This window comes from Paenibacillus chungangensis (genome assembly GCF_042675905.1).
GTDB classification, from domain to species: Bacteria; Bacillota; Bacilli; order Paenibacillales; family Paenibacillaceae; genus Pristimantibacillus; species Pristimantibacillus chungangensis.
In genome coordinates, this window is sequence record NZ_JBHTJZ010000020.1 from 23,174 (window position 1) to 35,576 (window position 12,403).

Consider the following 12,403-nt stretch of genomic DNA (forward strand, 5'->3'; position numbering starts at 1 on the left):
TGCTATGTGCTACATGCCTAGCCACTTCTTGAACAGATGCTTCGTCGTATCCTTGTTGATCGCTGCGATCGATGTCGTCAGCGGGATGCCCTTCGGACAGGAGCGAACGCAGTTCTGCGAGTTGCCGCAGCCTTCGATGCCGCCATCTGTCATAAGCGCGTCCAGACGCTCGTCCTGATTCATCTCGCCCGTCGGATGAGCGTTGAACAGTCGAACCTGCGAGATGGCAGCGGGACCGATAAAGCTGTTGCGATCGTTCACGTTCGGACAGGATTCCAGACAAACGCCACAAGTCATGCACTTGGAGAGTTCATATGCCCATTGGCGCTTGGATTCTGCCATACGCGGACCGGGACCAAGATCGTATGTGCCGTCAATCGGGATCCATGCTTTCACCTTCTTCAAGGCGGTGAACATGCGCTCGCGATTGATAACCAGGTCACGCACGACCGGGAAGGTACGCATCGGCTCCAGGCGGATTGGCTGCTCCAGCTTATCAACAAGAGCGCTGCACGCCTGGCGCGGCTTGCCGTTGATCACCATGGAGCAAGCGCCGCACACTTCTTCCAGACAGTTGGAATCCCAGCATACTGGCGCCGTGCTCTTTCCGTCAGACTTGACGGGATTACGCTGTATTTCCATCAGCCCACTGATCACATTCATGTTGGGACGGTATGGAATTTCGAATTCTTCCGTATAAGGCGCGGAATCCGGCGTATCTTGGCGTGTAATAACGAATTTTATCGTTTTCTTAGCAGCAGCAGTCGTTTCGGCCATCATTATTCTCCTTTCTTCTTCTTTTTATCCGTTGTGTAGTCGCGCTTGCGCGGAGCAATCAGGCTGACATCGACGTCCTCATAGGAGATCTTAGGACCGTCCGGCGTCCAGTCTGCAATCGTCGACTTCATGAATTGATCATCATTGCGATCCGGGAAGTCCGGCTTGTAATGCGCGCCGCGGCTCTCGTTCCGCATCAGGGCGCCCAGCGTCATCGCTTCAGACAGCTCAATCATGTTCCACAGCTGGCGTGTGAAGGCTACGCCGGCATTGTTCCATTTCGCTGTGTCATTAATGTTGATGTTCTGATAGCGCTGCTTCAGCTCTTTAATTTTGTTGATCGTCGCTTGCAGCTTGTCGTTGAAGCGGACGACGGTCATATTGTTCGTCATCCATTCGCCCAGCTCCTTATGCAGCACATAAGCGTTCTCCGTACCGTTCATGCTGACAATGCGATTGTACTTGTCGTTATGACGCTTGTTGTCACGATCGAATACTTGGGAGGAGATGTCATCAGACAATTTGTCCAGCCCTTTAATATATTCCACAGCTTTCGGACCAGCTACCATGCCTCCGTAGATCGCGGACAGCAACGAGTTCGCGCCCAGACGGTTCGCGCCGTGGTATTGGTACTCGCACTCTCCTGCCGCGAACAGGCCAGGGATATTGGTCATCTGATTGTAATCGACCCACATGCCGCCCATGGAATAGTGAACGGCCGGGAAGATCTTCATCGGTATCTTGCGCGGATCGTCGCCCATGAATTTCTCATAGATCTCGATAATGCCGCCAAGCTTGACGTCCAGTTCCTTCGGATCCTTGTGAGACAAATCGAGATATACCATATTCTCGCCATTAATGCCCAGCTTCTGATCGACGCACACAGCGAATATCTCACGAGTCGCAATGTCCCGCGGCACAAGGTTGCCGTATGCCGGGTATTTCTCTTCCAGGAAGTACCAAGGCTTGCCATCCTTGTATGTCCATACGCGCCCGCCTTCGCCGCGCGCGGATTCCGACATCAGACGTAGCTTGTCGTCGCCTGGAATAGCCGTCGGATGAATCTGAATAAATTCGCCGTTGGCGTATTTCACGCCTTGCTGATACACAGCGCTCGCCGCAGTACCCGTATTAATGACTGAGTTCGTCGTCTTGCCGAAAATGATGCCAGGTCCGCCGGACGCCAGAATAACCGCATCCGCTCTTACCGTATGCACTTCCATCGTACGCAGATCCTGTGCGGATACGCCGCGGCATACGCCGTCGTCGTCCAGCACAGCGCCCAAGAACTCCCAATGCTCGAACTTGTTGACCAGACCCGCTGCTTCCCAGCGACGTACTTGCTCATCCAGCGCATAGAGCAGCTGCTGGCCAGTCGTTGCGCCGGCAAATGCGGTCCGATGGTGCTTCGTGCCGCCGAACCGGCGGAAGTCAAGCAAGCCTTCCGGCGTACGGTTGAACATAACGCCCATCCGGTCCATCAAGTGAATAATGCCAGGCGCCGCATCGCACATCGCCTTCACCGGCGGCTGATTGGCGAGGAAGTCGCCGCCGTATACCGTATCGTCAAAGTGCTCCCAAGGGGAGTCGCCTTCGCCCTTTGTATTAACAGCGCCATTAATGCCGCCTTGCGCACACACGGAGTGAGAACGCTTGACGGGCACAAGCGACATGAGATCGACATGCATGCCGGCCTCCGCCGCTTTGATCGTAGCCATCAAGCCTGCAAGACCGCCGCCAACGACGATTACTTTATTTTTTGCCATTATGCTTCGCTCCTTGTCTTCAAACTATCCGATGTTGCTCCAAGCCGCAGCTGCGCTTGCAGCTTCCTTGAACTCATCGCCGCCGAACGCGATCAGCGAGAGAATGAACAGGGCAGATACGATTACGAATACGCCCATGCAAATGTAAGACGAGATGCGCTGCGCTCTCGGTCCGATCGTAATTCCCCAGCTGATGAGGAACGCCCATAGGCCGTTGCTGAAGTGGAACACCGCCGCCAGCACACCGATCACATACAATACGAACATAACCGGACTGGTCGAGATCGCATGCATGGTCGAACCAAGCTCTTCATGGGTAAGATTGCCAAGGTACACTTGCATCCTCGTCTGGTATACATGCCAGAAAACGAATACAAAAGTTATCACCCCGGTAATCCGCTGGGCCGTGAACGCCCAGTTCCGACCATACTGGAAGCGCCCCGTATTGGAGTTGGATTGATACGCTACGTACAGGCCGTAAATACCATGAAACAATAGCGGTAAGTAGATGCCGAAGATTTCCAGCAACGGCAGCAGCGGCAAGCTGTTGATCAGATGCACGCCATTGTTGAAGCCCTCAGGTCCGCGCTCGAACGCTTGATAGTTCGTCACCGCATGCACGACAATAAACCCGCCCAAGGGAATAATGCCCAGCAGCGAGTGCAGCTTGCGCGAGAAGTACGAATTTCCTTTCATCTCATTCTGTTCTCCTTTCAAGACTGTGAATGCTTCATCTGTTGTCCATAAACCATTCTACATTGTACCTCTAGCCTGTACCCCCGTCAACAAATGTTGACACAGATTTGCCATACTTCCATCCTACTCCTTTTCAGCTTATAATGGAATTGCTTATTTTTTATTAGTTGTTATAACAATACAACATAAGAGAGGGACGCAATATGAATGAAGAACTGCACATCTTCTCCGTCATCGTGGAGCAATCCAGCATGAACAAGGCGGCCGTCTTGCTTAACATCTCTCAACCCGCCTTATCCCGCAAGCTGGCCAAGCTGGAAGAGGAGATCGGCGTGGAGCTGTTCCGACGCGTCGGGAAGCGGCTGGAGCTCACTCGAATCGGCCAATTGACCTATGAATACGCGCTGGAGCAGCGTGAGCTGTATATGCATTACTTGAAGACAGTAGCTGAATTCAAGGAAACCGGTCGCACCTCGCTGACGATTGGAGCTAGCTTGACAACGCTGCAGACGACATTGCCAGACATCATCCAGTCGCTGACGAGCGCACATCCCGAAGTTGATATTAAAGCGATCACAGGCAAAACGCATGAAATCGTCGCTGCTGTTCGTGAGCATCGCGCCGAGCTAGGACTAGTGGCTTCCACCATCGACGATCCGTCGCTTACTTGTCTGCCCTTGTTCGACGACCATCTCATGCTGGTGCTGCCTCGCAATCAAGTGATCACGGAGAAAGGGAGGCTGGACATCGAAGATCTCGGCGGCATGCCGATGATCCTGTTCGCCAAGGGAACCTGGTACCGCCTGCTCACTGACGAGTTGTTCGAGAGCTATAAGCTGTCGCCTGACGTGCGCATGGAGATCGACTCCTTCGAAGCGATCCTTCGCTTGCTTCATACTTGCCGCGCGGGAACGCTATTGCCGCAGTCCTATCTGCGCGAGCAGCTGCTCGTTGACAATGAACTGGTCGTCATCCCGATTCGCGAGCTGGAGAATGCGAAGCGGACGACCTCCCTGATCTTCGGAGAGGCGGACGACTTAAGCCCGGCTGTGAGAATGTGCATTAACGAAATCGCCGTCAAATTCCCTGGCAGCAAGAAAAGCAGAGGCTACGGGTATGAGGTGACGCGCAAATCATTAAAATAAGCAGCCGTCTCCTTTCTATAGTTATTTCCATTATACTGGGCTGAAATCCAATGAATTTGCATATGCCATTAAGGAGATGATGGCATATGCATTCTCTATTGTGATATGGTAATGAAGGACTGAGACATCTATATTGAGGTGAGCTATGACAACACTGATCAAAGAAAAAGAATGGAAGAAATACATACTGGCGGCAATTCTGTTCTCGATTCTATTCGTCGTCTTGGAAGTAGTTCCAATGATCGCATCCACATCCACGATGCCTTACGATAATGGCGTAATAGCGAAAGAAGAGGCGGCTAATCAAGCTTCCATCTTCGCCGAGAGGTTAACGGGCCGCAGCGTTAAGAGCGCTCATGCGTTCCATCAAAGCGACAAGCTGCTCAACGGTTACTTGGCGAAAGAGAAGCTCATCGAGCAATATGTGAACGAATATGATGGGAAGTTCCCAACCGACACGTTCCAGGTCAATGTGACCTTCACCGAGGGCGGCATAGGCTTCCTGTATGTCCATATGTATACCGGTGAAGTCGTTGCTTGGAATATGTTGCCGGATGAGTCCATCCCCAGTCAGCAGCTCCGGAATACCAATATCACCGAGCTGATGATGGAGCGAGGACTGAACGGAGCAGAGGTAGACCGTCTATGGGTAGCTGCTGGGGAGGGCTGGGTAGCGAATCTGCCACAGTATAAGATTGGCGAAGCGGAGCTTCAAGTGACAGCGAGAGCAGGCGTGATTCAGGATCAGACGGTGGTTACCCAGTTCAAGCCTACGTTCCATGTACCGGACAGCTATGATCAATATGTGAAGAAGCAAGACTTCTGGGCAGGCGTTCTCACGAGTGTGGGTTATCTGCTCATGAGTATCGTGCTATGCATACTGGCTATTATTTACGCCATTCTTTATCGCAAGCATACGTCCTTCAAATACGGCATCGTGCTGACGATCATTTTCCTGATCACCTACATCATCATGAACGTCAATATGCTGGACGGCATAAGAGCAAGCAGCGGCGAGGAATATATGGGAGAAGGCTTCGTCTTATTCACCACGTTGTTCATGCTGCTGATGACCATTCCGATGGCAGGCTCGGTCTATATCTCCATCGTTGCCGGAGATGGACTCTGGAGAGCGCAAGGCTTCCGGGTGTGGCCCCGCTTCCGTGAAGCCGGATACGGTCAATATGTATGGCGCAGCGTTGGGCTGTCCTACCTGCTTGCGCTCATTATGCTTGGTCTGCAACCGATTATCTTCCGTGCTCTGGAGGCGATTATTGGCACTTGGGGTACGAGTGATGTAACAATGTCGCCATATAACATGAAGCTGTTGTGGCTTATGCCTGTATTGGCATGGGCGGCGGCAATCTCGGAGGAAGCCGTCTTCCGCTTCTTCGGCATCGGGCTGTTCCGCAGATGGTTCAGGCATACGTTCGCAGCGGCTATTCTACCGACCTTGTTCTGGGCGCTGGGTCACGTCATGTACCCGTTCTATCCATCCACGACAAGGTTGTTCGAGCTTATGATTATAGGCCTGTTGTTCAGCTTCATTTTCGTCAAGTACGGGTTCATTACGGCGATGTTCACCCATGCCATATTCAACAGCGTAGCCGTAGGCAGCAGTCTGTTCATGGTTGGCAACACAGTTGATGTGATCTCCGCGATCTTCTTTATTCTCTTGCCGGTGCTCATCGCCTATCTGATTAAGAAGTGGCATGAGAAGCGAGCAGGCGGCACACCGGCCATCACGTCGGGCGTGCCGGACCCCACCTCGCGCTTTTAGCGCGCCTAACGTAGTTATTTGCTTAAACGTTGTTTGATGGCATGAAGAATTAGCTTGAGAAGCCCCCTTACTCCACTTGCCCATGGAATAAGGGGGCTATCCAGTTCCTGCATGTGCACACTAATATTCAACTTTCCTCCGCCTATCTGCCTAATCACTCCACTAATTTCCTCTTCACTGTCCATCAGCCTAAGCGCACCAATACTTACCTATCTTCGCCCAGCCGCCTAAACACACCACTACTTCCCCTTCTCCACTCTTTTGCCTAAATACACCTAGAAATGTTACGCCAACCGGCCACTTTTGTATGAAATTTCGTACAACTTCCCCGACTTTTTGCTCGTATCAGCCACTTTTGTATGAAATTTCGTACAACTTTCTCGACTTCTTGCTCGTAACGTTAAGGATCAGCTACTTGAGGGCGGACGTGGCACGTTTGTCGGGGCCATGTGACCTTTTTGAGCGATGGAGCGCACATTCCAACTAACTATGAGGGGTTATGTGAGCATATTGAGCGATAGACAGCTACGTATTAGGGGTCCTGGCACGTTTGTCGGGACTATGTGAGCATAATGAGCGATAGACTGATACGAATAAGCGGAGGGGCAAGCTGGGAGCAGATCTTCCTCATGTGACTACTACAAACTGCTCCCTAACTTCGATCCTATTGCTCTTGCCGCTCTTCCAGCTGACCTTGACCAGACACGGACTCGGATACGGGGTCCGATATAGGGTCCTGCACGGACTCGGATACGGGGTCCGATATGGACTCGTATTCGGCTTCAGACACCGACTCCACCGCTGACGCCGGCTCATCCCTCAAGGCGGCCAGAATCGTCTGAGCCAGCTTGTCGCCGATAGATAGCGGCCTGAAGTCTTCCACAGTCGCTTCCTTAATCCGCTTAATGGAGCCGAAGTGCTTCAATAGCAGCTTGCGTCGCTTCTCTCCGATGCCGGGAATGCTGTCGAGCCGCGACTCCACCATTGACTTGGCCCGCTGCTGGCGATGGAAGCTGATGGCGAAGCGGTGAACCTCGTCCTGTATCCGCTGCAGCAAGTAGAACTCCTGGCTGTCACGCGGCAGAGGCACAATGCGGGGCGGATCGCCTGTCATAAGCTGAGCCGTCTTATGCTTGTCGTCCTTCACGAGACCGCATACCGGAATGGCCAGCCCCAACTCATTCTCCAGCACGTCGATTGCCGCCGCGATCTGCCCTTTGCCGCCATCCACAACGATCAGTTCGGGCGGCGTTCCGCCTTCCTTCAGCATCCGTTCATAGCGGCGGCGGACTACCTCCCGCATCGTCTCGTAGTCGTCGGGACCGGCTACCGTCTTCACCTTGTACTTCCGGTACGCTTTCCGGTCCGGCTTGCCATCGGTGAACACCACCATCGCAGAGACGGGATTCGTCCCTTGAATATTGGAGTTGTCGAACGCTTCGATCCGGTGCACCGAGGGCAACTCCAGCCATTCCGCCAGCGCTTCCGCAGCCTTCACGCTACGCGCTTCATCCCGCTCGATCAGCCTGAACTTCTCCTCCAGCATCATCCGGGCATTGTCGTATGCCATCTGCACCACTTGGCTTTTCTTGCCGCGCTGCGGAATAAGCACCTTCACCTTCAGCCAGTCCTGCAAGGAAGAGACGACCGTCTCCTCCTGCTCGTCATCCCCCTCAGGAGGATGCGGCAACAGTATCTGCTTCGGAAGCGCTGGGTTGTCACTGTAGTATTGCGTGACGAAGGAGATGAAATCATCATACTCTTCACCGTAATATGGGAAGCTTGTCCCGTGCCGTTCAATCAATTTGCCCTGTCGCATATACAGAATTTGTACGCACATCCAGCCCTTCTCCACTGCATAGCCAAAAATATCGCGGTCCATCGCGTCGGACATCGTAATTTTTTGCTTCTCCATCACCGCATCAATCGCTTGCAACTGATCACGGTACTCCTTCGCTCTCTCGAACTCCAGCGCTTCCGCCGCTTGCTCCATCTTACGTTGCAGCTCTTCTTTCACAATGTCATGCCCGCCCTTCAGGAAGCGGCTGATCTCGCCAATCATACGGTCATACTCCGTCTGCTCCACTTCGTATTCGCAAGGGGCAATGCACTGGCCCATATGATAATACAGACATACCTTGTCTGGCAGCGTATTGCATTTGCGAAGCGGATACAGTCGGTCTAGCAGCTTCTTCGTCTGCTGGGCAGCATAAGCGTTCGGATAGGGACCGAAGTACTTCCCTTTATCCTTCACGATGCGGCGTGTGACCTCCAGTCTGGGATGGCGCTCATTCGTTATTTTAATATAGGGGAACGACTTGTCGTCCTTCAGCAGTACGTTGTACCGCGGATTATGCTGCTTGATCAGATTGCACTCCAGAATGAGCGCCTCCATGTTGGAGGATGTCAATATGAATTCAAAATCGCGGATTTCCGACACTAGCCGCTGCGTTTTGCCATCGTGGCTTCCGTTGAAATAAGAACGGACGCGATTTTTCAACACTTTGGCCTTGCCGACGTATATAATCGTTCCTTCGCCGTTCTTCATCAAGTAACAGCCCGGATTGTCCGGCAGCAGCGCCAGCTTGTTGCGAATATGTTCTCTGACTGCCTCGTAATTCCCCGCAGTCGTATGGTCTTCGTTTTTTTCTCTATTCATCGAGAGTCCCTCCCCTCAACTTGCTTCAGCGTAATTCATTGTAGCATATCGTCAAGACGATCAGCATGCATTGTCTAACAATTGTCATCATATTGGCTTTACAATCCTTCCGAAGTTTGGGTATACTAATGAAAGCATGAGGTCTGTCAAGGAGGACTTTGGAATGGAGAATGTAAGAGATCCGCGCGAGCATGTGAATGAGGAGCCGCGCCATGATTTGATGGACGTCGTTTTCGGCTTTGGCGGCATGCTTGGATTCATGACCATTGTGTTCGCCGCAGCTGTTATTGTGAAGTTTATCATTTCCTAGACATCGCGAAGGAAAGCTCCGTAGGAATCGCCATTTGGCGATCCGTACGGAGCTTTTTTCATTCACGCTTTTCGCCCTCGCTTGTTCTCTCCCGTCACCATCACATTCTCCACATAAGGCTTGATGCGGTCCATAATTCGCTCTGCCTTATGAATGTCCTCGCCGTCCTTGTTCGTGAAGCTGAAGTGACGCTCCAGCGCATCCAGATCATAGTTCGACGTATAGAACGTCGGCTTGCGCTCCATCCGGTAGTTCAAGATTGCGCCCAGCACATGATCGCGCACCCATGGATTCAAGTTCTCCGCACCGATATCGTCAAAGACGAGCAGATCCGTCTCTTTCATCAGCTCCACCGTCTCCTTCAGCTTGCCGGGCTCGTGCATTAGGGATTTCAGATCTTCCACGAAATCCGGCATGTACACGATTACTCCGGAGTATCCTACCTTCGCAAGCTCCTGTAGGAGATAGCACATCAGGAAGGTCTTGCCCGTGCCGAATCTGCCCGCAAGATATAACCCCTCCTGCTGCAGCCCGTGCTCGCGGGTCCGGTCGATATAGCGTAACAGCTGACCCACAGCCTTCGCCCGTTCCAGATCTCTTGTTAATATATCATCGGAGGAATATACCCGCCGCAGCGCCTTCTCATCTACATAAAAGCTGCGGATACGGCTGCGCACGGCCTCTTCCGCCTGTCGGGCAAGGAATTTCTTGCAGGATACCTTCCGGTCATACAGTTGCATCGCTCCGTTCAATTCCTCGGCATGAATCATCGTATAATGGCCTTCGTAATCGTTAGGACAGACATCCAGTCCAGGACAATTGGAGCAGTTGTTATACTCTGTCACGTATTGATAGACACGATTCAAATTACGACGAAGCAATCCTTCATCCACCTGGGGATACTTCGTCCTCAGCTTCGCAACGAGCGGATCATCCCTCAGCTCAGCCAGCTTCTGTTCAGCCTGACGCGCGATATTCTGGCCTGATGGCCATGATTTCAACAAGTCGCCCAACGATTCCATGCGTCATTCCTCCTCCCGCTAAATGTGCCATGCACGAATGGTGTTTGTTCCTGCAGTCAGTCTAACTGCCATGCAGGCTTGTTCAGCATTATGACTTCCCATCCAACTTATGCGCCAGTCGACGCAGCTCCTCCAGTTCCGCTTCCGTAACGGACGAATCTCTTGTTCCCTCCTGCACGATCGGAATGGAGGGCTTCCGTGATGGGGTGCGGCCATTGCTGCCGCCTCTGCCTCCGAATGCGCGCTTGCCCGATGCGGCTCCCGCGCCTCTCTCTCCCCCTTGGCGAAGACCCTTGTCCTGTTCCATCTGCGCCTGTTCCCTCACGTAGACGACCGCCTTCTCGAAGGTATCGAGCCCTTTCATCAGCATGTTGGAAGCAACGGCATCCAGGTAGGTGCGCGTTATCCGCCCCGCTTCCTGACCTCCGATCACATAATGAATCAGTACATTGATCACCGGCCCTGCCAGCTTGTAGTGCAGATCGATCCGTTCGAACACATTCACAATCCAGTCCGGAACTGCACCGGGGAAAAACCGCCTCAAAAAACGCGTATGCGGCTCATTGCGCATCAGCATATTATATTGCTGAATATCGCAGCGCCCTTGAAGCGGAGACGGCACCGGCAGAAAATATTGCTCCGACACCTCATACTCCGGCTCGTCGCGCTCATCTTCACCCACTTCTCCTGCCATTGCCTCCGATCGCGCGAGCGCCTTCTCCCGACCTTCATCCCGCTTCAGCTGATGGCGATACAAGCCATTGGCCTTCAACTGAAGCTCATCCACATTCAATTCCCCATTGCCGTCGAAAATATCGTCTTCATCCAACAGCCTGCACAGCCCGGTTACGTTCAAGTTATACTTATAAGCAACATAATTCACCTGGGCAAGACTGTCGGGACGATGCCGCAGCCGTTCCACAGAGGAGCGGTTGGCGGAATTGCGGGGGAACCGCAGGATGATCTCCCCATAAGGTATACGAGCTGAAGCCAGCTCCGCACGCGGGGAAGCCTGTCGCGCCGGAGCCACCTCCGTCAGCGCCTGCTCCAGCTCCGTATCGAATGATTGCATATTCAGTTGGAACAACTCATAGAAAGGCACCGATATGTTCTCTTTCTCCAACTGAGCGTGTGCCAGTTCATCCGGTTCGCTTGAACCGAACATTTCCCGAAGCGAGATGACCGCATATTTGCCCACCTTGTCGCGCAGCAGCATTGTCAGATGCACCGTCTGGAAAAATTCCCCCGGGGATAAAGGGGACATTAATTCGTATTCATAAATGACTTCTGCGTGATCCGGTACGGCCAACCGACTGCTCTGCAGCAGACCGACCGCCTCCAGCTTGGATGCTTGCTCGATTACGAGCCTCCTGCTCCTCTCGTCCATGGATAGGCCAAGTCCCAGGAACAACTTGCGCTGCGGCTCCAGCCGGGAGTAACCACTCCTCCCTTCTTCAATCCCCTGATAGAGCAGGTGATAGAGGGCGACGGCCAGTCCGCCCACAATTGGTTGATAGATTAACGTCAGCATTTTATGGTCAAGACCGCTTAACGAAAAATCACGAAATATGTAATATCGGTGATGTTCCGTGAACTCCAGCATACTTCCAATCCGCATAAATCTTCTCCATCCCAAACATACTTTCTATCATTTTAGCATAAATCGACCTCTAGCGAACGATCTGAAAAAATAGAAAAATCCCCCGATTGAGGGATTCTCATTGCTTGCTGCCATAATATTCAGCATTCATTAAAACATCTTGTAACCGCCCCTGCGGAGCGCCCGAATCGCCCAACCGCTGACAAACGCGCCAATGAGCGCGCCCGTAATGGGGATGTAATAAACCAGTGTGTAAGTGCCGATATTGTTCATTGACGGGTTCTGTGAAGAGTCCCAGGGGGACCATATGGCGAGTCCAATCAACACGATGAAGAACAGCACAACAGGAAACCAAGTCGTCTTCAGCAGCATATTCAATATAAAGCCAATGCCGAACATCATGACAAAGAACAGCACTGTAGCAACGATGATTTGAATGATGTTAACGACTAACTCAGGCATTGCAGCAGCTCCTTCCCTTACTCCGCTCACACACGGCATGCTTCAGCCGTCTGCGCAGTGATAACTTGTTCTAGTGTAATGAAAGCGGAAACCAATGTCAATCTGCCCACGTCAAATGTCACAATCCCGCCATTTGCTACCCATGAGCACATTACGCTACAATGAAAGCAGTATATCTAGAGAGGA

The 12,403-nt window shown here is 52.4% G+C and carries 10 protein-coding genes; 3 read left to right on the top strand and 7 right to left on the bottom strand.

The features are described 5' to 3' along the window. Window positions 1-9: 9 nt before the first annotated feature. Genes sdhB through ACFQ2I_RS13185 form a run of 3 tightly spaced genes read right to left on the bottom strand, consistent with a single transcriptional unit; the run spans window position 10 to window position 3,239 of the window. Window positions 10-777 carry a succinate dehydrogenase iron-sulfur subunit gene (sdhB, locus tag ACFQ2I_RS13175; RefSeq protein ID WP_377564806.1) on the bottom strand — a complete coding sequence of 256 codons (768 nt, stop codon included), beginning with the start codon at window positions 775-777 and terminating at the stop codon, window positions 10-12. Window positions 778-779: 2 nt separating this feature from the next. Next, entirely contained in the window at window positions 780-2,543 is a 1,764-nt protein-coding gene (gene sdhA / locus ACFQ2I_RS13180) for a succinate dehydrogenase flavoprotein subunit (protein WP_377564807.1), read from the bottom strand. 24 nt (window positions 2,544-2,567) lie between these two features. Then, window positions 2,568-3,239 carry a succinate dehydrogenase cytochrome b558 subunit gene (locus ACFQ2I_RS13185; RefSeq protein WP_377564808.1) on the bottom strand — a complete coding sequence of 224 codons (672 nt, stop codon included), beginning with the start codon at window positions 3,237-3,239 and terminating at the stop codon, window positions 2,568-2,570. A gap of 203 nt (window positions 3,240-3,442) precedes the next feature. Between ACFQ2I_RS13185 and ACFQ2I_RS13190 the strand changes: the two genes are divergently transcribed. Then, window positions 3,443-4,384: a LysR family transcriptional regulator gene (locus tag ACFQ2I_RS13190; protein ID WP_377564809.1), complete on the top strand. Its 942-nt coding sequence runs from the start codon at window positions 3,443-3,445 to the stop codon at window positions 4,382-4,384. A 145-nt stretch (window positions 4,385-4,529) separates the two neighbouring features. Beyond that, on the top strand, window positions 4,530-6,164 hold the full coding sequence (locus ACFQ2I_RS13195) for a CPBP family intramembrane glutamic endopeptidase (protein ID WP_377564811.1): 1,635 nt from the start codon (window positions 4,530-4,532) through the stop codon (window positions 6,162-6,164). Window positions 6,165-6,828: 664 nt separating this feature from the next. Here ACFQ2I_RS13195 and uvrC read toward each other — a convergent pair. After that, window positions 6,829-8,823 carry an excinuclease ABC subunit UvrC gene (uvrC, locus tag ACFQ2I_RS13200; RefSeq protein ID WP_377564812.1) on the bottom strand — a complete coding sequence of 665 codons (1,995 nt, stop codon included), beginning with the start codon at window positions 8,821-8,823 and terminating at the stop codon, window positions 6,829-6,831. A gap of 163 nt (window positions 8,824-8,986) precedes the next feature. Between uvrC and ACFQ2I_RS13205 the strand changes: the two genes are divergently transcribed. Further along, entirely contained in the window at window positions 8,987-9,133 is a 147-nt protein-coding gene (locus tag ACFQ2I_RS13205) for a YqzM family protein (protein WP_262677537.1), read from the top strand. Between the two features lie 62 nt (window positions 9,134-9,195). On the opposite strand, the gene dnaI is transcribed toward ACFQ2I_RS13205, so the two are convergent. The 3 genes from dnaI to ACFQ2I_RS13220 form a co-directional block, all read right to left on the bottom strand. Further along, on the bottom strand, window positions 9,196-10,155 hold the full coding sequence (gene dnaI / locus ACFQ2I_RS13210) for a primosomal protein DnaI (protein ID WP_377564813.1): 960 nt from the start codon (window positions 10,153-10,155) through the stop codon (window positions 9,196-9,198). Between the two features lie 88 nt (window positions 10,156-10,243). Next, window positions 10,244-11,773 carry a helicase DnaB gene (locus ACFQ2I_RS13215; protein WP_377564814.1) on the bottom strand — a complete coding sequence of 510 codons (1,530 nt, stop codon included), beginning with the start codon at window positions 11,771-11,773 and terminating at the stop codon, window positions 10,244-10,246. A gap of 132 nt (window positions 11,774-11,905) precedes the next feature. Beyond that, the gene (locus ACFQ2I_RS13220) at window positions 11,906-12,217 is read right to left on the bottom strand and encodes a YuiB family protein (RefSeq protein ID WP_377564815.1); all 312 of its coding nucleotides are present in this window, start codon (window positions 12,215-12,217) and stop codon (window positions 11,906-11,908) included. Window positions 12,218-12,403 lie beyond the last annotated feature (186 nt).

What these genes read in the sequence shown, in the direction of transcription:
- sdhB (WP_377564806.1), bottom strand. Translation starts at nt 777, where the DNA reads ATGGCCGAAACGACTGCTGCTGCTAAGAAAACGATAAAATTCGTTATT.
- sdhA (WP_377564807.1), bottom strand. Translation starts at nt 2,543, where the DNA reads ATGGCAAAAAATAAAGTAATCGTCGTTGGCGGCGGTCTTGCAGGCTTG.
- ACFQ2I_RS13185 (WP_377564808.1), bottom strand. Translation starts at nt 3,239, where the DNA reads ATGAAAGGAAATTCGTACTTCTCGCGCAAGCTGCACTCGCTGCTGGGC.
- ACFQ2I_RS13190 (WP_377564809.1), top strand. Translation starts at nt 3,443, where the DNA reads ATGAATGAAGAACTGCACATCTTCTCCGTCATCGTGGAGCAATCCAGC.
- ACFQ2I_RS13195 (WP_377564811.1), top strand. Translation starts at nt 4,530, where the DNA reads ATGACAACACTGATCAAAGAAAAAGAATGGAAGAAATACATACTGGCG.
- uvrC (WP_377564812.1), bottom strand. Translation starts at nt 8,823, where the DNA reads ATGAATAGAGAAAAAAACGAAGACCATACGACTGCGGGGAATTACGAG.
- ACFQ2I_RS13205 (WP_262677537.1), top strand. Translation starts at nt 8,987, where the DNA reads ATGGAGAATGTAAGAGATCCGCGCGAGCATGTGAATGAGGAGCCGCGC.
- dnaI (WP_377564813.1), bottom strand. Translation starts at nt 10,155, where the DNA reads ATGGAATCGTTGGGCGACTTGTTGAAATCATGGCCATCAGGCCAGAAT.
- ACFQ2I_RS13215 (WP_377564814.1), bottom strand. Translation starts at nt 11,773, where the DNA reads ATGCGGATTGGAAGTATGCTGGAGTTCACGGAACATCACCGATATTAC.
- ACFQ2I_RS13220 (WP_377564815.1), bottom strand. Translation starts at nt 12,217, where the DNA reads ATGCCTGAGTTAGTCGTTAACATCATTCAAATCATCGTTGCTACAGTG.